At 71.5% G+C, this 20,164-nt stretch carries 20 protein-coding genes; 12 read left to right on the forward strand and 8 right to left on the reverse strand.

The genetic code is table 11. The features are described from left to right. Positions 1 to 21: 21 nt before the first annotated feature. Entirely contained in the window at positions 22 to 783 is a 762-nt protein-coding gene (locus tag ACQP1P_RS01190; protein ID WP_433082250.1) for a type III pantothenate kinase, read from the forward strand. On the opposite strand, the gene ACQP1P_RS01195 is transcribed toward ACQP1P_RS01190, so the two are convergent. After that, positions 780 to 1,547, reverse strand: a complete 768-nt coding sequence (locus ACQP1P_RS01195) for a class I SAM-dependent methyltransferase (protein WP_433082251.1) — start codon at positions 1,545 to 1,547, stop codon at positions 780 to 782. The genes ACQP1P_RS01190 and ACQP1P_RS01195 overlap by 4 nt on opposite strands. Before the next feature lie 256 nt (positions 1,548 to 1,803). On the opposite strand from ACQP1P_RS01195, the gene ACQP1P_RS01200 reads away from it, so the two are divergent. The 3 genes from ACQP1P_RS01200 to ACQP1P_RS01210 all read left to right on the forward strand — a co-directional run bounded on the left by ACQP1P_RS01200 (position 1,804) and on the right by ACQP1P_RS01210 (position 6,376). Beyond that, positions 1,804 to 2,160, forward strand: a complete 357-nt coding sequence (locus ACQP1P_RS01200) for a histone-like nucleoid-structuring protein Lsr2 (protein ID WP_433082253.1) — start codon at positions 1,804 to 1,806, stop codon at positions 2,158 to 2,160. A gap of 381 nt (positions 2,161 to 2,541) precedes the next feature. Then, complete coding sequence (locus ACQP1P_RS01205) at positions 2,542 to 5,076, forward strand: ATP-dependent Clp protease ATP-binding subunit (protein ID WP_433082255.1); 2,535 nt, start codon at positions 2,542 to 2,544, stop codon at positions 5,074 to 5,076. A 445-nt stretch (positions 5,077 to 5,521) separates the two neighbouring features. Next, positions 5,522 to 6,376 (forward strand): hypothetical protein, encoded by an 855-nt coding sequence (locus ACQP1P_RS01210; protein ID WP_433082257.1) that lies wholly within the window; start codon positions 5,522 to 5,524, stop codon positions 6,374 to 6,376. Between the two features lie 182 nt (positions 6,377 to 6,558). Here the strand turns inward: ACQP1P_RS01210 and ACQP1P_RS01215 are convergent, their stop codons facing one another. Both ACQP1P_RS01215 and ACQP1P_RS01220 read right to left on the reverse strand, forming a co-directional pair. Next, on the reverse strand, positions 6,559 to 7,497 hold the full coding sequence (locus ACQP1P_RS01215; protein ID WP_433082259.1) for a polysaccharide deacetylase family protein: 939 nt from the start codon (positions 7,495 to 7,497) through the stop codon (positions 6,559 to 6,561). A 380-nt stretch (positions 7,498 to 7,877) separates the two neighbouring features. Next, positions 7,878 to 8,765, reverse strand: a complete 888-nt coding sequence (locus ACQP1P_RS01220; protein ID WP_433089770.1) for an A/G-specific adenine glycosylase — start codon at positions 8,763 to 8,765, stop codon at positions 7,878 to 7,880. A 17-nt stretch (positions 8,766 to 8,782) separates the two neighbouring features. Here ACQP1P_RS01220 and ACQP1P_RS01225 point away from each other — a divergent pair, with 17 nt between their 5' ends. The 3 genes from ACQP1P_RS01225 to ACQP1P_RS01235 all read left to right on the forward strand — a co-directional run bounded on the left by ACQP1P_RS01225 (position 8,783) and on the right by ACQP1P_RS01235 (position 10,829). Beyond that, the gene (locus ACQP1P_RS01225) at positions 8,783 to 9,292 is read left to right on the forward strand and encodes a glycine cleavage system protein R (RefSeq protein ID WP_433082261.1); all 510 of its coding nucleotides are present in this window, start codon (positions 8,783 to 8,785) and stop codon (positions 9,290 to 9,292) included. Between the two features lie 262 nt (positions 9,293 to 9,554). Further along, on the forward strand, positions 9,555 to 10,109 hold the full coding sequence (def, locus tag ACQP1P_RS01230; RefSeq protein ID WP_433082263.1) for a peptide deformylase: 555 nt from the start codon (positions 9,555 to 9,557) through the stop codon (positions 10,107 to 10,109). Positions 10,110 to 10,160: 51 nt separating this feature from the next. Beyond that, positions 10,161 to 10,829: a hypothetical protein gene (locus ACQP1P_RS01235; protein WP_433082264.1), complete on the forward strand. Its 669-nt coding sequence runs from the start codon at positions 10,161 to 10,163 to the stop codon at positions 10,827 to 10,829. A 127-nt stretch (positions 10,830 to 10,956) separates the two neighbouring features. Here ACQP1P_RS01235 and ACQP1P_RS01240 read toward each other — a convergent pair whose 3' ends face one another. After that, complete coding sequence (locus ACQP1P_RS01240; protein WP_433082266.1) at positions 10,957 to 11,457, reverse strand: hypothetical protein; 501 nt, start codon at positions 11,455 to 11,457, stop codon at positions 10,957 to 10,959. Positions 11,458 to 11,657: 200 nt separating this feature from the next. Here ACQP1P_RS01240 and disA point away from each other — a divergent pair, with 200 nt between their 5' ends. Further along, the gene (gene disA, locus ACQP1P_RS01245; RefSeq protein ID WP_433082267.1) at positions 11,658 to 12,797 is read left to right on the forward strand and encodes a DNA integrity scanning diadenylate cyclase DisA; all 1,140 of its coding nucleotides are present in this window, start codon (positions 11,658 to 11,660) and stop codon (positions 12,795 to 12,797) included. Positions 12,798 to 12,961: 164 nt separating this feature from the next. Here the strand turns inward: disA and radA are convergent, their stop codons facing one another. The 3 genes from radA to ACQP1P_RS01260 form a co-directional block, all read right to left on the reverse strand. Beyond that, positions 12,962 to 14,368, reverse strand: a complete 1,407-nt coding sequence (gene radA, locus ACQP1P_RS01250; RefSeq protein ID WP_433082269.1) for a DNA repair protein RadA — start codon at positions 14,366 to 14,368, stop codon at positions 12,962 to 12,964. A gap of 39 nt (positions 14,369 to 14,407) precedes the next feature. Beyond that, positions 14,408 to 15,133 (reverse strand): hypothetical protein, encoded by a 726-nt coding sequence (locus ACQP1P_RS01255; RefSeq protein WP_433082271.1) that lies wholly within the window; start codon positions 15,131 to 15,133, stop codon positions 14,408 to 14,410. 85 nt (positions 15,134 to 15,218) lie between these two features. Continuing rightward, on the reverse strand, positions 15,219 to 16,040 hold the full coding sequence (locus ACQP1P_RS01260) for a UbiA family prenyltransferase (protein WP_433082273.1): 822 nt from the start codon (positions 16,038 to 16,040) through the stop codon (positions 15,219 to 15,221). Positions 16,041 to 16,085: 45 nt separating this feature from the next. Here ACQP1P_RS01260 and ACQP1P_RS01265 point away from each other — a divergent pair, with 45 nt between their 5' ends. Both ACQP1P_RS01265 and ACQP1P_RS01270 read left to right on the forward strand, forming a co-directional pair. Beyond that, positions 16,086 to 16,796, forward strand: coding sequence for a methyltransferase domain-containing protein (locus tag ACQP1P_RS01265; protein ID WP_433082275.1), 711 nt, complete (start codon positions 16,086 to 16,088; stop codon positions 16,794 to 16,796). A gap of 20 nt (positions 16,797 to 16,816) precedes the next feature. Beyond that, positions 16,817 to 17,833: a type III polyketide synthase gene (locus ACQP1P_RS01270; protein ID WP_433089772.1), complete on the forward strand. Its 1,017-nt coding sequence runs from the start codon at positions 16,817 to 16,819 to the stop codon at positions 17,831 to 17,833. Here ACQP1P_RS01270 and ACQP1P_RS01275 read toward each other — a convergent pair. Further along, complete coding sequence (locus tag ACQP1P_RS01275; RefSeq protein WP_433082277.1) at positions 17,822 to 18,319, reverse strand: hypothetical protein; 498 nt, start codon at positions 18,317 to 18,319, stop codon at positions 17,822 to 17,824. The two genes, ACQP1P_RS01270 and ACQP1P_RS01275, sit on opposite strands and share 12 nt — an antisense overlap. A gap of 622 nt (positions 18,320 to 18,941) precedes the next feature. On the opposite strand from ACQP1P_RS01275, the gene ACQP1P_RS01280 reads away from it, so the two are divergent. Together ACQP1P_RS01280 and ispD are read left to right on the forward strand one after the other, a co-directional pair. Then, on the forward strand, positions 18,942 to 19,427 hold the full coding sequence (locus ACQP1P_RS01280) for a CarD family transcriptional regulator (protein ID WP_432983890.1): 486 nt from the start codon (positions 18,942 to 18,944) through the stop codon (positions 19,425 to 19,427). Between the two features lie 99 nt (positions 19,428 to 19,526). Then, on the forward strand, positions 19,527 to 20,153 hold the full coding sequence (gene ispD, locus ACQP1P_RS01285; RefSeq protein WP_433089774.1) for a 2-C-methyl-D-erythritol 4-phosphate cytidylyltransferase: 627 nt from the start codon (positions 19,527 to 19,529) through the stop codon (positions 20,151 to 20,153). Positions 20,154 to 20,164 lie beyond the last annotated feature (11 nt).

Raw genomic sequence — 20,164 nt, forward strand, 5'->3', positions numbered from 1 at the left:
GTCGTTGGTTAGGCTTCCGGGGTGCTGCTGTGCATCGACATCGGGAACACCAACACGGTGCTCGCCACGTTCGAGGGTGAGAAGATCGTTCACTCCTGGCGGATCAAGACCGACTCGCGCGCCACCGCGGACGAGCTCGGGCTGCTCTACCGGGGACTGCTGGCCACCGACGCGGTGTCCCTGACCGGCATCGCGGCGTGTTCGACCGTGCCCGCCGCACTGCGCTCGCTGCGCACGATGCTGCAGCGGTACTACGGCAACGTGCCCACCGTCATCGTCGAACCCGGGGTCCGGACCGGCGTCCAGCTGGCCATCGACAACCCGAAAGAGGTCGGCACCGACCGCGTGGCGAACACTCTGGCCGCCTACACGCTCTACGGCGGCCCCTCGATCGTGGTCGACTTCGGCACCTCGACCAACTTCGACGTGGTGTCGGCCCGGGGCGAGTTCCTGGGCGGCGTGCTCGCCCCGGGGATCGAGATCTCGGTCGACGCGCTGGCCGGGCGCGCGGCCCAGCTGCGCAAGGTCGAGCTGGTCAAGCCGCCGCGGGTGATCGGCAAGAACACCGTCGAGTGCCTGCAGTCCGGCGTCGTCTACGGGTTCGCGGGCCAGGTCGACGGGGTCGTGCGCGGAGTCACCGCGGAGCTCGGTGGCGACGTGAAGGCCGTGGTCGCGACCGGTGGCCTCGCCTCGATCGTGATCGGGGAGTGCCAGAGTGTGACGCATCACGAGCCGATGCTCACGCTCATCGGGCTGCGCCTGATCTTCGAGCGAAACACCTAGAGCTTTTCGGCGCGGTACGTGTATGTGACGTACGGCAGCTCGAAGCGCTCGCCGGCCTCGAAGTGCGCCGCGGTGAGCTCGCGCACCCGTTGTTCCAGCTCCGCCCGGGTGGCGGCGTCGGACACGAGGTAATACGAGCGCGACTTGATCAGGTCGACCAGCGACTCCGTCGTGTGTGTGGCGCTCCAGCGGAAGAGCCCGAGTTCGGCGCGGCCGAACAATGGCCCGAACTGCTCGGGCGTCATCGTGCGCTCGTCGATCGCCGAGCGGGCGCGGTGGCCGTCGAAAACGTCGGACAGCTCGGCGACCCACGGCACCGATTCGTCGCGGACGTTCCAGATCGGGATGAACCAGCCGCCCGGCCTCAGCACCCGGGCGATCTCGGTGTGGGCGGGCTCACCGGCGAACCAGTGATAGGCCTGCCCGGCGGTGACCGCATCCTGGCTTTCCGCCTCGACGGGAATGGCGGTGGCGCTGCCCGCGCGCACGTCGCCGTCGATCTGCCTGCGCATTTCGTCGTCGGGCTCGACCGCGACGACGTGGTGCCCGAGCTCGCGCAGCTGGCGGGTCAGAATGCCCGTCCCGGCGCCCAGGTCCACGACCTCGGCCGGCCGCGGGCCCAGCGCCCAGCGGAGGGCCTCGAGGGGATAGCGCGGGCGGATCCGGTCGTAGAGGTCGGCGGCCGCCCCGAACGAAGACGCGTGTTTGCTCAAGTCCACGTCGCCAACCGTACGCCGCCGGTCATTCTCCGGCTCGTCACACATAGCAATGCGCTCGACACGGATCTGTACGTTGCATATTGCTTGTGAGCTATTCCTGAACCTGTCACCGGGGCACTCACCCCGCACCCGACCTCGGACATCGCCCTCGCGAATCCGTCGTCCATTGCGACAGGGAAACGAACCCTTTGGCCTTGGTGCGAACGCTCAGTTTCGGCGTACCGTTGACGCGGCGCGGCCTTACTACGTTATCTTTGCATTCGCACAACGCGGGGCGGGCTTCCTCGAAGGGAATACGACAGTGGCCAAGCGGACCATCCACGTGCTGGTCGACGACCTCGACGGCGGAGAAGCCGACGAGACGGTGAAGTTCGCGCTCGACGGCGTGCAGTACGAGATCGACCTGTCCAAGAAGAACGCAACGAAGCTGCGCGATGCGTTCGGCCCCTTCCTCTCCGCTGGAACCAAGGTCGGGCGGGGTGGCGTGGTGGTCGGCGGCCGCGCGGCCAGCGCCCGTGGCCGGGGCGGCGCCGCGGCGGATCGCGAGCAGAACAAGGCGATTCGGGAATGGGCGCAGAACAAGGGCATCAAGGTGTCCGACCGTGGTCGCATCAAGCAGGAAATCGTCGACCGTTTCAACGCCGAAGCGGGGCGATAGCGCCGTTTGTCGCGGCCCGTACGATTCTAGACGCTTCAGACACCCACCGTAGCGGTTCGGTTACGGTGGGTGTTGTGTATCCGGGAGTCCGATTTCGCTCTTGGCGTACGGGCGGGGGTGCAGGAACATGCCGGCGGGTGCGAACGTTGGTCGAAAGCGCCGGGTACACGTGGTTCCCGGAGGGTAGGCAGCCAAGGACCGGGGGTTCCGGCGACCGATTGTGGGGTGCGGCAACGCCGCACACCCCGCAATGAGTCGGCCCGCGGCGATAGAGTGATGGCACGGTCACGTTGGCGTCCGACAGAGCTTCGGCGTGGCGACCCCCTGATACGGGGTTCCGCGAGAAGCGGCGGCGACGGACACGGCACGTGAGGAGCAGGGATGTTCGAGCGGTTCACCGACCGAGCACGACGGGTTGTCGTCCTGGCGCAGGAAGAAGCCCGGATGCTCAACCACAACTACATCGGCACCGAGCACATCCTGCTCGGCCTCATCCACGAGGGTGAGGGCGTGGCGGCCAAGGCGCTCGAGAGCCTCGGCATCTCGCTGGAGGGTGTCCGCCAGCAGGTCGAGGAGATCATCGGCCAGGGCCAGCAGGCGCCGAGCGGGCACATCCCGTTCACGCCACGCGCCAAGAAGGTGCTGGAGCTGTCGTTGCGGGAGGCCCTGCAGCTCGGGCACAACTACATCGGAACCGAGCACATCCTCCTCGGCCTGATCCGGGAGGGTGAGGGCGTCGCGGCCCAGGTGCTGGTGAAGCTGGGCGCCGACCTCAACCGGGTCCGCCAGCAGGTCATTCAGCTGCTCTCCGGCTACCAGGGCAAGGAGCCGGCCGCGGCCGGCACCGGCGCCCCCGGCGAGGCCGCTCCGTCCACGAGCCTGGTGCTCGACCAATTCGGTCGCAACCTCACCCAGGCCGCTCGCGAGGGCAAGCTCGACCCGGTCATCGGCCGGGAGAAGGAAATCGAGCGGGTCATGCAGGTGCTCTCCCGCCGCACCAAGAACAACCCCGTGCTCATCGGCGAGCCCGGCGTCGGCAAGACCGCCGTGGTCGAGGGGCTGTCCCAGCGGATCGTCAAGGGCGAGGTGCCCGAGACCCTCAAGGACAAGCAGCTCTACACCCTCGACCTGGGTGCGCTGGTCGCGGGCTCCCGCTACCGGGGTGACTTCGAGGAGCGCCTCAAGAAGGTGCTCAAGGAGATCCGCACCCGCGGCGACATCATCCTGTTCATCGACGAGATCCACACGCTCGTCGGTGCGGGTGCCGCCGAGGGCGCCATCGACGCGGCGAGCATCCTCAAGCCGATGCTGGCCCGTGGCGAGCTGCAGACGATCGGCGCGACCACGCTGGACGAATACCGCAAGCACCTCGAGAAGGACGCCGCCCTCGAGCGGCGCTTCCAGCCGATCCAGGTGGGTGAGCCGTCGCTGGCGCACACCATCGAGATCCTCAAGGGCCTGCGGGACCGCTACGAGGCGCACCACCGGGTGACGATCACCGACGCCGCCCTGGTGGCCGCGGCGACCCTCGCCGACCGCTACATCTCCGACCGCTACCTGCCGGACAAGGCGATCGACCTGATCGACGAGGCCGGGGCCCGGATGCGCATCCGCCGGATGACCGCGCCGCCAGACCTCCGCGACTTTGACGAGCGCATCGCCCAGGTCCGCCGCGACAAGGAGTCCGCGATCGACGCGCAGGACTTCGAGCGCGCCGCGCAGCTGCGGGACAAGGAGAAGCAGCTGCTCGGGCAGAAGGCGCAGCGCGAGAAGGAGTGGAAGGCCGGCGACCTCGACGTCGTGTCCGAGGTCGACGACGAGCAGATCGCCGAGGTCCTCGCGAACTGGACCGGCATCCCGGTCTACAAGCTGACCGAGGAGGAGACGGCCCGCCTGCTCCGCATGGAGGACGAGCTGCACAAGCGCCTCGTCGGCCAGGAGGACGCGGTCCGCGCGGTCTCGAAGGCGATCCGGCGCACCCGGGCCGGCCTGAAGGACCCGAAGCGCCCGTCCGGCTCGTTCATCTTCGCCGGCCCGTCCGGCGTGGGGAAGACGGAGCTGTCCAAGGCGCTCGCCGAGTTCCTCTTCGGCTCCGAGGACGCGCTCATCCAGCTCGACATGTCCGAGTTCCACGACCGGTACACGGTGTCCCGACTCGTCGGTGCGCCCCCCGGATACGTGGGCTACGACGAGGGCGGCCAGCTGACCGAGAAGGTCCGCCGGCGTCCGTTCTCGGTGGTGCTCTTCGACGAGATCGAGAAGGCCCACCCGGACGTGTTCAACACCCTCCTGCAGATCCTGGAGGACGGCCGGCTCACCGACGGTCAGGGCCGCATCGTGGACTTCAAGAACACGGTGATCATCCTGACCACCAACCTGGGCACCCGCGACGTGGCCAAGGCCGTGTCCCTGGGCTTCCAGGCGTCGGAGGACAACGAGTCGAACTACGAGCGGATGAAGCAGAAGGTCAACGACGAGCTGAAGCAGCACTTCCGCCCGGAGTTCCTCAACCGCATCGACGACACGATCGTCTTCCACCAGCTCATGCAGGACCAGATCCTCGGCATCGTCGACCTGATGATCGCCCGGATCGAGACCCAGCTGCGCAACAAGGACATGGGTCTGGAGCTGACGGACAACGCCAAGAAGTTCCTGGCGAACAAGGGCTACGACCCGGTGCTGGGCGCGCGGCCGCTGCGTCGCACGATCCAGCGCGAGATCGAGGACTCGCTGTCCGAGCGCATCCTGTTCAACGAGCTGCGCCCGGGCCAGATCGTGGTCATCGACTGCGAGGGCGACCCGGCCCAGTTCGAGAAGTCCAAGCTGGTCTTCAACGGGGCGGACCGCCCGGGCGCCGTGCCCGACGCGGTGCCGGCCGAGCTGGCCGGCGGCGGCTCGGACGAGGCCTCGGCCTGACGCGTCCCGACCGTCACGCACCACCGCACTATCGCACTGCCTGCACGTCCCGAGGCCGCGCCGCGAATCCTTCGCAGCGCGGCCTCGGCCTTTGGTGCGGCCCGCCTTCCGCTCGGTCGCCTTGCCTTCCGCTCGGTCGCCTTGCCTTCCGCTCGGTCGTTCGCCCGGTCCGCCTCCCGTGCCGGGCCTGTCGTTGCGGCCGGTTTCGCCGCGGATGACCGGTTCCGCCCGGCGCCGGCGCGTCGCTTCCGATTGCGGACTCGTCCGCTTCGGAATGCCTGCCGTTCCATTCGCTTTTCGGCCATGCGGCGATTTGCGCGTCGCGTTCTTGCCCTTTTGCGTGCGGCGTCTATTCGATGCGTGAAGGGGGAGTTTGTCGGGTTCTTCAGTCGTACAAGAGACTCGAAATGCGCGATCTCCCGACCGGGACGGTATGTTGCGCGGCGTGAGTAAGGGGCGGTTCCCGTTTGAGTCCGGACGGTTCGTGCGCCGGGCGGCGGGGCGGCCCATCGCTCGGCCCGGGCTGATGGCCCGGCTGGATGACGCCGACGAGACGGTGGTGCTCGTAGGCGGTACGGGGGCCGGGAAGAGCACGCTGCTCGACGCCTGGGTGGTCGGGCGCGGCGGAGTCTTCGTCGACCTCGCGTGCGAGTCGCTGGACGCGGTGCCCGACGACGGGATCGTGGCCGTCGACTCGGCGACGGCCCAGGACGTCGCGGCGCTCAGGGGGCGGCGGGGCGTCGTGGTGGCCGTCGAGCACGATCCCGAGATCGCCGGGGTCGTCCGGGTCTCGGCTCGTGAGCTGGGGTTCGCCGAGGACGAGACCTACCAGGTGCTGGCCGCCGCGTTCGGCGACGCCGAGGCGGCCGACGCGCTCGCGCCCGATCTGCACCTGCTGACCAACGGGTGGCCCGGGCTCGTATCGCTCGCGGCCGCCTGGCTCGCCCAGCATCCGGCCCCCAAGCGGCGGCAGCGGTTGGTCGCGCTGGCCCGGTCCGAGTTGGGGCTCGCCGAGTACCTGATTCCGGCCGTCGTCGCGGGGCTCACCGAGCACGACCGCGAGCTGGTGCGGCGGATGGCGGCGCTGCCGGGGCTCGACGCGCGTACCGCCGACCGGCTCGACATCACCGAGGACCTCGGGCCCGTTGCGCCTTTCGTGCAAGGGCTGTTGCGCCGGCCCGGCTGGTTCGTTGTTCCGCAGGGATGGAAGGCGGCGCTCAGGGCGGAGTTGCCCTTGAGCGCCGCCGAAGCAGAACGTCTGGCCGGCGGCTTCATGGCCGTTCCCGGTCAGGGCCGCTAGTTCTCGCGGACGGCACCGTTTCCGCGGACGGCACCGTTTCCGCGGACGGCGCCGTTTTTCGCGCGCGGGCGGTGGGGTGCCGTGGACGGCGCCGTTTTGCGTTCGGGCGGTGGGTGCGGCGCGGATGGCGAAGTTTTCGCGGGCGGGCGGGCCGTGGGTATCGCGCGGGTGGCGTTGTCGAACTAGGCGGCCGGCATGTAATCGGTCAGCAGGGCCGGGGTCAGGCCGGCGTTCGAGATGGCCTGCAGCGCCGCGATGAAGTCGTCCACGAAGCGGTCGCGGAAGTGCATCAGGATGATGTCGCCCTTCTGCACGGACTGGCCCTCCTGGTAGCGGACGATCCCCTTGTCCACCGTCTCCTTCCAGAAGAAGCCGGCCTGCAGACCGCAGTCGCGGGCCACCTTCAGCGTGGTCGAGTCCTTGTCGCCGAAGGGCGGGCGGAAGAGCTTGGGGCGCTGACCGTACAGCCCGGCGAGCTGGTCGGCCGAGCCGCAGATCTCGCGCTTCTGGAAGTCGTACGACTTGCCCTTGAGGTTCGGGTGCGTCAGCGTGTGCGCCTCGATGTCGGCGCCGGCGTCGCGGAGCTCCTTGAAGTAGCCCGGGTTGTCGCGGATCGCGTTGATGGTCAGGAACAGGGTGACCTTCACGCCCGACTCGCGCAGGAGCTCGAGGGCCTCCGGGCGCTTCACCCAGCCGTCGTCGATGGTCAGGAACGCCACCGGCTGGTCGGTGGGGATGCGGGAGTAGTAGGCCGCGCCCGCGCCGCTCTCCGGGAAGTTGACGCGCACCGGGGTCGGGACCGCGCCGAACTTGGGCAGGCGGCCCGCGAAGGTGTTCCCGGGCGGCGGGGCCTGGGTGGTCTTCGTCGCGCCCGGCGCGCCGTTCGCGTTCGCGTTCGGGTTCGCCGAGCCGGAGGCCGGGGGTGCGCCGTCGGCGGCGGCGTCGGTGCCGGATGCGGTGGAGGCGCCGGGCGCGGCCGACGCCGAGGCGCTGGAGCCGCTGCCGTGGAGCTGGGAATGGCCGGGTGCGGCCTCGTCGTCGCAGGCGGTGACCGCGAGCGCCAGCGCGGTGACCACGCCGATCAGCGCCCCGAGGCGGCCCGTTCTGCCGGTAACAAGCACGAACCTGAGATTAGCGTTGGAATTCGCGCAAAGGGCCACCCCTTTTGGGCATCTGCTCCGGTGAATAACGCCACCCGAAGGGGCTGCAACCTAACCCGGCGGGGTGTACGTCTTCTCCCGACATTCGCGAGCCCGCTGACGAGCGTGTCGTCACGCACGCGGGGCTGGTCGGCCGCTGACGCCCGCCTCGCGCCGGCCGGTCACGCGCGGGTGCCGATCGTTCCGTGCGGGCCGTTGCGTGCGGGCCGTTCCGTGCGGGCCGTTCCGTGCGGGCCGTTCCGCGTCGGCCGGTCCGCGTCGGCCGTTCTGGGTCGGGACGCTCTGCGCCGGACGCCCAGCGCGTATGTGCGGGTGCGGCAAGGCCGTGGGGAGTCGGTGGTTCAGCCGGGCAGGGTGTACGTATCGGCTCGCCGGTTCACCAGCCCGTCGACCAGCAGGCCGTCCAGCGCGCGCCGGCGTTGGTCGGCGTCGGGCCACACGGCGTCGAGGCGCTCCGCGGGGACCGGGTCGTCGCTCGCCCGCAGGACGGCCATGAGCAGCCCGCGGACGTATCGGTCCGTGCCGTGGTACCGCTGCGAGGGCCGACCCTTCTCGTCCGACGGCGGCGAACCGGCGAGCCGCCACGCGCAGACGGCGGTCAGCGGGCACTCGGCGCAGCGCGGCGCGCGGGCCGTGCAGACGAGCGCGCCCAGCTCCATGAACGCGATCGAGGCGCGGGCCGCCGCCTCGTGGTCCTCCGGCAGCAGGACCTCGACGGCGCGCAGGTCCGCGGGCGTGGTGTTCGCGCCGCCGTCCGCGGTGCCGGCGACCGCGCGGGCCACGACGCGGCGCACGTTCGTGTCGACGACGGGGTGGCGCTGGCGGAAGGCGAACGCGGCCACGGCTCGGGCCGTGTAGACGCCGATGCCGGGCAGCGCGAGCAGCGCCTCCACGTCGTCGGGCACCACGCCGCCGTGCCGCTCCACGATCGCGGTCGCGCACGCGTGCAGGCGCAGGGCGCGGCGCGGGTAGCCGAGGCGGTCCCAGGCGCGGATGGCCTCGCCGGGTGGGTCGGCGGCCAGGTGCGCCGGCGTCGGCCAGCGCTCCATCCAGCGTTCCCAGGCCGGCTCGACCCGCGACACCTGGGTCTGCTGGAGCATGACCTCGGAGACGAGGACGCCCCACGGGGAGGCGCCGGGCCGGCGCCAGGCGAGGTCGCGGGCGTTGGCGTTGTACCACCGCGTCAGGGTGGACGCGATGGCGGTCTGTGCATTCGGGTGACTGGCGATACGCAAGGATATAGCTTGTGAACGAGTACGCCGTCACGGTCATCGGCCACGACCGGCCCGGCATCATCGCCGATGTCGCCGAGATCCTGGCCCGCCTTGGCCTCAACCTGACCGACTCGACCATGACCCGCCTGCGCGGACACTTCGCGATGACGCTGGTGTGCTCGGGGCCGCCGGCCGGCGCGGAGATCGAGGCGGCGCTGGAGCCGCTCACCGCCGAGCGGACGCTGCTGGTGACCGTGCGCGGGGTCGTGGAGGAGCCCGTCTACGAGCCCGCCGGCACCCACCACGTCGTCACCGTGCACGGCGCCGACCGGCTCGGGATCGTCGCGACGCTGGCCCGCACCGTCGCCGAGTGCGGCGGCAACATCACCGACCTCACGACGCGGCTCTCCGGCAGCCTGTACGTGATCGTCGCCGAGGTCGACGTCACCGACGCCGAGCGGCTCGACGAGGCCCTGCGCACCGCGGCGCAGCGGCTCGGCGTCGAGGTCTCGATGCGCCCGGCCGACGCGGATCTCTTGTGAGCGGTCGCCAGTGCGACGCCGGGGCCGGGCGACGCGGCGCAGCGGCTCGGCGTCGGGGCCTCGACGCGCCGGGCGGTCGGCAGTGCGACGCCGCGGGCAAGCAATGCGGCGCAGCGGTTTGCCGGCAGTGCGACGCCGGGGCCGGGCAATGCGGCGCGGCGGTTTGCCGGCAGTGCGACGCCGAGGCCGGGCAATGCGGCGCGGCGGTTTGCCGGCAGTGCGACGCCGAGGCCGGGCAATGCGGCGCAGCAGTTCGCCGGCAGTGCGACGCCGGGGCCGAGCACCGGGCGGCCGCGGAGGTGGCGGCGTGAGCGGGGCGGTTCTGCCTGTTGTTCGCGCGCCCGCACCGGTTCTCGGCACCGCGGCCGAGCCCGTCGACCCGGCCGATCCCGAGATCCTCCAGCTCGCCGAGGATCTGCTGGCCACCATGCGCGTCTCGCCCGGCTGCGTCGGGCTGGCCGCGCCACAGGTCGGCGTCGGCGCGCAGGTGTTCGCCGTGGACGTCACCGGGCATCCCAAGGCGCGTACGGTGCACGGCGCCTTCGTCCTGTGCAACGCCCGGATCGTCGAGGCGTCCCAGTGGCAGAAGGGCCGCGAGGGGTGCATGTCGGTGCCGGATCTCACCGGCGACGTCAAGCGGGCCAACCGGCTCGTGGTGGCGGGGTATGCACCGGGCGGTACCGAGGAGATCGAGATCACGACGGACGCCTTCGAGGCGCGGGCCCTGCAGCACGAGATCGACCACTGCGCCGGGCTGCTGTTCCTCGATCGGGTCGCGGGGGCGCATGCGGTATATGCCCGGAAGGTTTATCTCTGAGCGGCGAGCCTTCCCGACCTCGGGGCATTCCCTCGATACGGTGAGTGCATCATGAAGCTGACGGTTGGCCCACTGCCCGCAGGCGTCTATTGGCGGCGCCGGGCGATCATCGGTGGCGTGCTCGTCGTCGCGTCCCTGATGCTGTGGGCGTCCTGCGGCGGCAGCGGCGGTGACGACCAGAAACGCACTCCGGCCGCGGCCTCGGCCGGCCCGGCGACCGGCGAGCCGACACCGACGGTGACGATCCAGGTGCCGACGACCGGCGGAGCGCCCGATTCCGTGGCCCCGCCGGTCTCCTCCTCGGCCGCCGCGCCGCCGGCGCCCAGCGCCACGGTGCCGCCGTGCGCCGACGCCGACCTGACACTCGTGGCCTCGCCCGAGCAGGCGGTGCAGTTCCGGGGCGCCTACCTGAAGTTCTTCCTGAAGATCAAGAACGTCGCGACCCACGATTGCGTGCGAGATCTCGGCGCCGATTCCCAGGAGTTGTACCTCCAGGTCGCGGCCAGCAAGATCTGGTCCTCAGACGCGTGCGACCCGCCGCACGGCAGCCAGCTGACGGTGCTGAAGCCCGGCATCGAGGTGCAGTTCAGCACCACGTGGAGCGGGAAGGCGACGAACAACGGCTGCGTGAACCGGGAGACGCCGCCGGCGGGCAAGTACGAGCTGGTCGGCCGGCTCGACACCAAGCTCAGCGAACCCGTTCAGGTCCAGCTGACCTGACGGTGCCGAGGCAGTGACATCAGGCCAGGGTGACCAGCCGCGGACCTGGCAGCGTCGGCGCGCAGCGCCCAGCGGTGCCTGGCGGGAGCGACGGTCCGCACCACCGCGGACCCGAGTCCTGCCGCCGTCAAAGCTTGTTCGCGATCTGCACCTGGTCGGGGGCGAACGCGGCGAGGGCGGCGAGCTGACCGTCGGGCGTGCCGTTGAAGTCCCGCAGGCGCACCGCCACCCCGACGCCCCGCGTCCGCCGCTCGTCGAGCCTGGCCAGTTCGCGCAGCACGTTCTGGTCGATCCAGGCCGGGTCGGTGCCGGTGCGGTCGAGGCCCTCCAGCAGCCGTACGACCAGGAACCGCTCGTCGCTCACCTCGATCGCCGCCACCTCGCCGACCCGCGACCAGGGCAGGACGAGCGTGCGCACCCAGCCGGGCCGCAGGGTGAGCGCGAAGTGGTTGGCCCCGACCCGCGGCCGGCGCACCACCGCGAGCGCGATCGGCACCGCTCCCACCAGGGCCAGGCCGGCCGTCCACACGACAACGTCGGCGAGCGGGTTGGGCGCGCCCGAGTCCAGCGTCTCGGGTTCGTCGCCGAACAGCGCGTGGACGAGCAGGACGGCGAGCGTCGCCGACACGGCATACCACGCCAGGGTTCCTAGAGACCGGGACGGAAAACTCCGTCGCCACTCGATCCGCTCCGGACCGGCCACCGGCGAGAAACCCCTTGGCTTTCGAAAATCAACCGCCGTCCATTTGTGGAGGGCATCCGACCACTCTACGGGCTGGGTCGATACCGCACCAGCACCTGGTGACCGGGCATCCGTAGACTGTGCGAGTGCCGATTGACCGCGAGCCCGGCAGGGGCGCCGCCAACACCGGCCTCATCGGGGGCTGGGCCGCCGCGCTGCCCGGCGCCGACCCTCTGCGCGCGACCCTGGCCCTGATGGCCCCGGGCACCGTGCTGCGTGACGGCCTGGAGCGCATCCTGCGCGGCCGGACCGGCGCCCTCATCGTGCTCGGCCACGACCGCGTGGTCGAGCAGATCTGCACCGGCGGCTTCCCGCTGGACGTCGAGTTCTCCGCGACTCGGCTGCGCGAGCTGTGCAAGATGGACGGCGCCGTCGTCCTGTCGAGTGACGGCACCAGAATCGTCCGGGCGGCCGTGCACCTCATGCCCGACCCGACGATCCCGTCCGAGGAGTCCGGCACCCGCCACCGCACCGCCGAGCGGGTCGCGAAGCAGACCGGCTACCCGGTGATCTCGGTGAGCCAGTCGATGCGGATCATCGGGCTCTACGTCAACGGCCAGCGTCACGTCATCGACGACTCGGCCGCCATCCTGTCGAAGGCCAACCAGGCGCTGGCGACGCTGGAGCGCTACAAGCTGCGCCTCGACGAGGTCAGCGGCACCCTGTCCGCCTTGGAGATCGAGGACCTCGTCACCGTCCGCGACGCGGTGGCCGTGGTGCAGCGCCTGGAGATGGTGCGCCGGATCGCGGACGAGATCGCGGGCTACGTCGTGGAGCTCGGCACCGACGGCCGGCTGCTGGCCCTGCAGCTCGAGGAGCTCATGGCCGGCGTGGAGGCCGACCGGACCCTGGTCATCCGCGACTACATCCCCGCGGGGCGCCGCACGCGCTCGTCCGACTTCGCGCTGGACGAGCTCGACGCGCTGACGGCGACGGAGCTGATCGACCTGGTGGCGGTGGCCAAGTCCCTCGGCTACCCGGGGGCGAGCGACGCCCTGGACGCGGCCGTCTCCCCGCGCGGCTTCCGCCTGCTGGCGAAGGTGCCGCGGCTGCCGAGCCTCGTCGTGGACCGGCTCGTGGAGCACTTCGGCAGCCTGCAGCGGCTGCTGGGCGCGACCGTCGAGGACCTGCAGGCCGTCGAGGGCGTCGGCGACGCCCGCGCCCGAGGCGTCCGCGAGGGGCTGTCCCGGCTCGCGGAGGCCTCGATCCTGGAGCGCTACGTCTGACTCTGACCGGGGGCCGCCGGATCGCTGAGGCGGTCGGGCGCACCGGCCCGGCGCGACGTCGTGGAACGCCGCTTCGGCCAGCGCGGGCGTTGGCGTGACCTCGCCACGCGCTACGCGCCGGACGCGCCGCCGTCATCCGGCTGCCATGATCGGCAGGGTGGCGCCTAGACGTCCTCCGCCGTTGCCTTCACCGCGTAGTGCAGGGCCGTCCGCACGTCGTTGACCTCCAGCACCCGCATGCCCGGCGGCGTCACCCCCGTGGCCGCGGGCCCGCAGCCCGGCGGAACCAGCGCGAAGCGGAAGCCGAGCCGCGCCGCCTCGGCCAGGCGGCGGGGAACCGCGCCCACCCGCCGGACCTCACCCGTCAGCCCCACCTCGCCCAGCGCCACGAGGTCCGGAGGCATGGGCAGCTCGTGCGCCGCCGAGGCCGCGGCCAGCGCCAGGGCCAGGTCCGCCGCCGGCTCGGTGACGCGCAGGCCGCCGACGGTCGCCGCGTAGACCTCGCGGTCGTGCAGCTGGATGCCCGCGCGGCGCTGCAGGACGGCCAGGACCATGGCCAGGCGGGCCGAGTCGAGGCCGGAGACGGTGCGGCGGGGCGAGCCCGGCATCTGGGCGCCGATGAGGGTCTGCACCTCGGTCACGAGGGCGCGGCGGCCCTCCATGGCCACGCAGACGCACGTGCCCGAGACGGCGTCGGCGTAGCGGGTGAGGAAGAGTCCGCTCGGATCGGGCAGGCTCGTGATGCCGCCCTCGTGCATCTCGAAGCAGCCCACCTCGTCGGCGGCGCCGAAGCGGTTCTTGAGGCCGCGGACCATGCGCAGCGACGAGTGCTTGTCGCCCTCGAAGTTGAGGACCACGTCGACGAGGTGCTCCAGGACGCGCGGCCCGGCGACGTTGCCGTCCTTGGTGACGTGGCCGACCAGCACGGTGGCCAGGCCGCGCTCCTTGGCGATGGCGACCAGGGCCGCGGTGACGGCGCGGACCTGGGTGACACCGCCCGCGACTCCGTCGACGCCGGGGGCCGAGACCGTCTGCACCGAGTCGAGGATGAGCAGGCCGGGCTTCACCGCGTCGAGGTGACCGAGGACGGCCGAGAGGTCGGTCTCCGAGGCCAGGTAGAGGCGCTCGTGCAGGGCCCCGATGCGCTCGGCCCGCAGGCGGACCTGGCTCGTGGACTCCTCGCCGCTGACGACCAGCGACGGGCTCTCGCCCTGCAGCGCCCACTGCTGGGCCACGTCCAGCAGAAGGGTGGACTTGCCGACGCCGGGCTCGCCGGCCAGGAGGACCACGCCGCCGGGGACGATGCCGCCGCCCAGGACGCGGTCGAACTCGCCGACGCCGGTCGGGCGGGCCTTGGCGGGGGCCGCGCTGATCTCGGCGATCGGGCGGGCGGGCTCGAGCGGCGCGCGGGACGGCACGGAGCGCAGGGCGGCCGGACCGGTGACGGCGGCGCTCCCGGCGAGCTCGAGGATCGCCCCCCACTCACCGCACTCCGGGCACCGGCCGATCCACTTGGGTGGCCGATGCCCGCAGACGTCGCACTGATAGATCGAGCCCTTGGTCTTCGTCACGACCCCAACCTAACGAAGGGGTACGACAAAAAACCGGGCTTACTCCGCGCCGCCCTCGCCGTGCACGACCGAGCTCGGCTTCGGCAGCGCCGTGCCGGGCGGCATCATCGGCAGGTTGGGCAGCTTCATCGTGGTGGTGCTGCCGTCGGCGTAGGTGAACGTGAAGGTCACGTTGGTCAGCGCGCCGCCGGGCAGCAGCGGCTCGCCGGTCAGCTTGTCGACGGCCAGGTACTGTCCGCCGTTGCCGTGGGTGAGCAGCGCCACCCCCGAGACGGGGATGCTGACGGCGATCTTCGACGAGCCCGCGGAGGTCGGCGCCGGCGAGGGCGCGGCGGCGACCGGCTCGGAGGCCGACCCGGACGGCTTCTTGCTGCCGGAGGGGAGGACGGCCGGCGCCGCCGGCGAGCTGGCAGCCGCGGTCGGCTGCGGGCCACCGACGAGGACGATCGTGCCGTTGTCGCTGGTCGCGCCGGTCAGCTTCACGGTCTGCTCGGCGTTGTTGAACAGCCGGATGTTGAGCGGGACCGTCGAGCCGGGCTTGTACTGGTCGGCGTAGGCGACGCCGCCGTCGCGCAGCGCGATCTTGCCGTCGGCGCTCTGGGCGTTGACGCCCGGCACCGCGGCCGTCTGCTGGTCGGTCTGGGTGACCTGACCCGAGCCGCAGGCGGAGAGCAGGCCGACGCCGAACGCGGCCGTTGCCAGGAGCGCGGCGCCCAGCAGTGTGCGGCGGCGAGCCGGCGGCTTGGCCTGAGTCGAACGCGTCACCGTGATTCCTCCAAATCAAGGGGCAGCCGCACTACAGCCTAGATGCCCTTGATCGGTGGATTACGCGCACCCTGGCAATGGTGACTCAATCCAGATTCAGGCCGCTGATCAGGAGAAACACCACATCGATCAGGGCGACGGCGATGACGGCGAGGAACGGTGCCCGCGATGTTGTGTCGCGACTCATGCGGTACCACCCCCAGGAAAGCGCGATGAGTGACACCCCGAGCGCCGGCCAGAACAGCACCGGCGGCGGACCGGGGGGACCGAACGCCAGCGCGGCGGTGGCGGCCGGCAGCAGCACCGCGGCCGCGGCCAGCGACCCGCGGCGGCCGAGGCGCTGCGGGAGCCCGCGCACCCCGGCGCGATCGTCGGCGTCGAGGTCCGGCAGCGTGTTGACGAAGTGCGCGCCCGCGCCCAGCAGACCGCCGGCGGCGAGCAGCCACAGCGGCGGAGTCTTCCCCGCGCCCAGCACGATGAACGCGGGCAGGCAGGTGAAGGAGACGGCGTACGGCACGACCGAGGCGACCGTCGACTTCAGGGGCCAGTCGTAGAGCAGCGCCGAGGCGAGCGCGAGCGCCGACACCAGCCCCGCCGCCCAGCCGGAGAGGAAGCCCAGCGGCACGCACACGACGGCCGCGACGGCGCCGAGCACCGCCACGAGCCGCCGGGAGACCTTCCCGGCCGCCACGGGCTTGTCGGAGCGCCCGGCCGCGGCGTCCCGCTCCGCGTCGAGGGCGTCGTTGACCCATCCGATCGACAGCTGACTCGCCAGTACCGCCGCCCCGGCCGAAATCACCCCGCCGAGGGGCCGGTCCAGCCCGACGGAGAGGAGCACGGCCACCGCGGTGACCCCGGCGGCGGGCTCTGGATGACTCGCCCGCAGGAGCGGGATCGCAACCCACATCCGGCAAGTGTGGCGGGCGGAGGGGTCCCATGTCAGGCTCGTCTCATGCCCTCGCCGAGGCGCGCTCGCAACGACCCTGGTCAGTACGACGACCTGGCCGGGGAATGGTGGCGCCCCGGCAGCCCGCTCTCGATGCTCTACTGGCTCGCGCGCGCCCGCGCGCGACTGATCCCGCCCGCCGAGCGCGACGGGGCCGTGCTGGTGGATCTCGGCTGCGGCGGCGGGCTGCTCGCGCCGCACGTGGCCGGCAAGGGGTACACCCACGTCGGCGTCGACCTCGTCCTGTCCGGCCTCGAGCAGGCGGCCGCGCACGGCGTCACCCCGGTGCTCGCCGACGTGCGGCGCCTGCCGTTCGCCGACGGCAGCGCCGACGTCGTCAGCGCCGGGGAACTGCTGGAGCACGTCCCCGACCTGCCGCGCGTGGTCGCGGAGGCGTGCCGGATCCTGCGCCCGGGCGGCTGGCTCGTGCTCGACACGCTCGCCGACACCGCCCTGTCGCGACTCGTGGCCGTGCGCCTCGCCGAGGCCGTCGTGCCCGCGGTGCGCGGCATCCACGACCCCGCGCTGTTCGTGGACCCGCGGCGGCTGCGGGCGGAGTGCGCGCGCCACGGGGTGCCGCTGGTCGTCCGCGGCGTGCGCCCGACGCTGCCCTCGCTCGCCCGGTGGCTGGTGACCCGCCGCGGCCGTGTGCCGATCGTGCCGACGTTCTCGACCGCGATCCTCTACCAGGGGCGCGGCAGGAAGGTGAGCCAGTGACGGGTGCCGCCATAGCGGGGATGCACGTGACGTATCCCGGTCAGATGCGCCAGGACGAAGTGTGGGACGGCTACTTCGGGCGGCACTACGAGGGGCCCCGCCGCGGGCTGGCGAAACGGATCTTCGCCAACTCGGGCGTCGTCACCCGTCACGGGGCGGTCAACCCGTTGCTGGAGGACGCGTCCTCCTGGTCGACCGCCAAACGCATGCATCGGTACCTCACGGAGGCCCTCCCGCTCGGCAAGGACGCGGTCGCGGGCGCCCTGGACGCCGCGGGACTGCGCCCGGACGAGATCGGGCTGTTCGCGGTGTGTTCGTGCACCGGATACGCCACGCCGGGCCTCGACATCCTGCTCGCCCGCGACCTGGGCATGGCGGACGACACGCAGCGGCTGTTCATCGGGCACATGGGCTGCTACGCGGCGCTGCCCGGGCTGGGTGCCGTCTCGGACTACGTGTCCGCGCGCGGGCGCCCCGCGGTACTGCTCTGCCTCGAGCTGACCAGCCTGCACGTGCAGCCGCCCACCGACGACCCGCAGCAGATCGTGGCGCACGCGCTGTTCTCCGACGCCGCGGCCGCCGTGGTACTCGTGCCGGACGGCCCCGGCGCGCTCGTGGCCGACATCGCCGCGGTCACCGACACGGCCACCGCGGATCACATGACGTGGGACGTGACCGATCTGGGCTTCCGCATGGGGCTGTCGCCGCGGGTGCCCGACGTGCTGTCGATCTACGTCGCCGACCTGGTCGAGCGGCTGCTGCGCCCGCGCGGGATGTCTGCCCGGGACGTGGACGCCTGGGCGGTACACCCCGGAGGCCCCCGAATCCTGGACGTCGTCCGCGACGAGCTGGCGCTGCCCGAGTCGGCCCTGGCCCCGTCCCGCGACACCCTCGCGGCGCACGGCAACTGCTCCTCGCCGACGGTACTGCTGATCATCGACGCCCTGCGCCGCCGCGCCGCCGGCCCGCCGCGCACCACGGTCGCGCTCGCGTTCGGCCCCGGCCTCACCCTCTACGGGGTGCTCCTACAGGTCTGACAGTTCGGCCTCGAACGAGTTCGGCGTCGTCACCGACCGGACCGCCTTCACCAGCTTGCCGTGGAAGTTGACGAGCACCGCGGCGGTGGTCCGGTCGCCGGCCAGCTCGGGCACCGAGGCGCGCAGCGAGTTGTTCGGGTCGGCGAGGGAGCGCACGGTCACGCCTTCGCCGAGCCCGCCGGGCAGCGTGGGCGGGCGGGCGGCGACCACGATGACCTTGACGGTGTTCTTCGCCTTCGCGACCGCGTCGACGGTGCTGCGGATGAGCTGCTCGCAGGAGCAGCCGTCGACGAGCAGCACCACGGCCGGGGAGATTTCCACGAGCCCGACCGGCTTGCCCTCCGGGTCCTGGAGGCTCACGCCGGTCAGCGACACCAGGGCCGGGGCGGCCGTCGGGGACCCGACCTTGGGACTCGTCTTCGGGGCGCGCCCCGGCCACGCGACGGCGAACAGGCTCACGAGGGTCGCGATGATCGCGATCGTCATGATCAGCAGCGGTACGACGAGGCCGGGTGAATCGTCCGTGGCGCGCCGGGCCGGCTTCGGCCTCAGGTGCAGCCGCCGCCGCCAGCGCCGGCGGATTGCGTCGCGGCGGAATTGCCGGCGGATCGGTGCGCCTTCGTCGTCGAGTGCGGCGGGATCGTCGGGAATGATGATCGTTCCCCACTCAGGCGGGAGATCGGGGAGGCCACCACCCTCTTGTGGTCGCTCACCACCGCCGTTGTCATCCCGCAGCGCGCCCATCGCTGTTCTCCTCGCACCTGCCTCAACTTTCCCTCACCTTCGGGTCCTGCGCCAGAGGTGACTCCATCGAGATCTATGCGTATCATCTACGCTCCGCCGCTGGTCACGTCACGCAGAGTGTCGGTTCTGGACCGGCGGCGTACTACGAGGGACACTTGCCGTAATCAATCGGATATGTCCGACTGCCAGGCCATTTGTGCGTGCTCCCGGTTGTTGATCCGCTACACAGCAGGTCCGGCGTTTCCTGTCAAGCAGGAGAAAGGGGACTCACATGTGTTCTGACCTGCGCGAATGCTGCTCTCTGGGGTGGGACGACAGCGCGTGACCGTGTTACCCTAGACACAGCGAAAGGGGTTTCGAACCTATGGTTTTCAGTGTCGGCGAGACCGTTGTCTACCCCCACCACGGGGCCGCACTCATCGAGGCAATCGAGACTCGCGTCATCAGGGGCGAGGAGAAGCAGTACCTCGTCCTCAGGGTCGCTCAGGGTGACCTGACGGTGCGGGTGCCCGCCGAAAACGCCGAGATCGTCGGCGTGCGCGAGGTGGTCGGCGAAGAAGGCCTGACGAAGGTCTTCGACGTCCTCCGCGCTCCGCACACCGAGGAGCCGACCAACTGGTCGCGGCGGTACAAGGCGAATCTGGAGAAGCTGGCCTCCGGCAATCCGCTCAAGGTTGCTGAGGTCGTTCGCGACCTGTGGCGTCGCGACCGTGAGCGTGGTCTGTCGGCCGGCGAGAAGCGCATGCTCGCCAAGGCGCGGGACATTCTGGTCGGCGAGGTGGCGCTCGCCGAGAAGAGCACCAAGGACGAGGCGGAGTCGCTGCTCGACAAGGTGTTGACCGAGGCCTGACGAATCCAGCCTGGCTATCCCTTCGATATCGAGGACCGCGACGTGACGGCGCACGTGTCTGTGCGTGGTGACGTCGCGGTCCTCGTGCCTGCGGCCGGTATGGGGGTCCGACTCGGACCTGGCGGCCCCAAGGCACTTCGCCTCCTGGGTGGCGAGCCGCTTCTTGTGCACGCCGTGCGGCGTCTTGCGCTCGCGCCCAGCGTCGGCTGCATCGTGGTCGCCGCGCCGGCCGATGCCGTGTCCTTCGTCGCGGAGCTCTTGGAGCCCGTGGCCCCGGTCACGGTAGTGCCCGGCGGGGCGACCCGGCAGGCCTCGGTCGCCGCGGCGCTCGCGGCGGTCCCCGAGGGTTTCGACATCGTGCTCGTCCACGACGCGGCGCGCGCATTGACCCCACCGGAGCTGGTGGAGTCCGTGGCGGCGGCGGTGCGAGGGGGGCACGGCGCCGTCATACCCGTTCTTCCGGTGGTCGACACCATCAAGCAGGTCTCGGATTCCGGCTCGGTCGTGGCGACCGTGGACCGGTCTTCCCTGCGTGCGGTGCAGACGCCGCAGGGGTTCCGGCGCGAGGTCCTGGAGAAGGCGCACTCGGCCGCGATCGACGAGCACACCGACGACGCCGGGATGGCCGAGCGGATCGGTGTGCCGGTGCACACCGTGCCCGGGTCCGAGGCGGCGTTGAAGATCACGCGGCCGTTCGACCTGGCTGTGGCGTCGCTGCTGCTCTGATCGGGGGCGGT

It is taken from the genome of Dactylosporangium sp. CA-052675 (assembly GCF_050947935.1).
Taxonomy (GTDB): Bacteria; Actinomycetota; Actinomycetes; order Mycobacteriales; family Micromonosporaceae; genus Dactylosporangium.

Excerpts from the sequence above, each read along its gene's own strand:
- ACQP1P_RS01275 (WP_433082277.1), bottom strand. The coding sequence starts at position 18,319 with ATGACGATCGCGATCATCGCGACCCTCGTGAGCCTGTTCGCCGTCGCG.
- ACQP1P_RS01260 (WP_433082273.1), bottom strand. The coding sequence starts at position 16,040 with ATGTGGGTTGCGATCCCGCTCCTGCGGGCGAGTCATCCAGAGCCCGCC.
- ACQP1P_RS01205 (WP_433082255.1), top strand. The coding sequence starts at position 2,542 with ATGTTCGAGCGGTTCACCGACCGAGCACGACGGGTTGTCGTCCTGGCG.
- ACQP1P_RS01235 (WP_433082264.1), top strand. The coding sequence starts at position 10,161 with ATGAAGCTGACGGTTGGCCCACTGCCCGCAGGCGTCTATTGGCGGCGC.
- ACQP1P_RS01195 (WP_433082251.1), bottom strand. The coding sequence starts at position 1,547 with ATGTGTGACGAGCCGGAGAATGACCGGCGGCGTACGGTTGGCGACGTG.
- ACQP1P_RS01280 (WP_432983890.1), top strand. The coding sequence starts at position 18,942 with ATGGTTTTCAGTGTCGGCGAGACCGTTGTCTACCCCCACCACGGGGCC.
- ispD (WP_433089774.1), top strand. The coding sequence starts at position 19,527 with ATGGGGGTCCGACTCGGACCTGGCGGCCCCAAGGCACTTCGCCTCCTG.
- ACQP1P_RS01270 (WP_433089772.1), top strand. The coding sequence starts at position 16,817 with ATGCACGTGACGTATCCCGGTCAGATGCGCCAGGACGAAGTGTGGGAC.
- ACQP1P_RS01265 (WP_433082275.1), top strand. The coding sequence starts at position 16,086 with ATGCCCTCGCCGAGGCGCGCTCGCAACGACCCTGGTCAGTACGACGAC.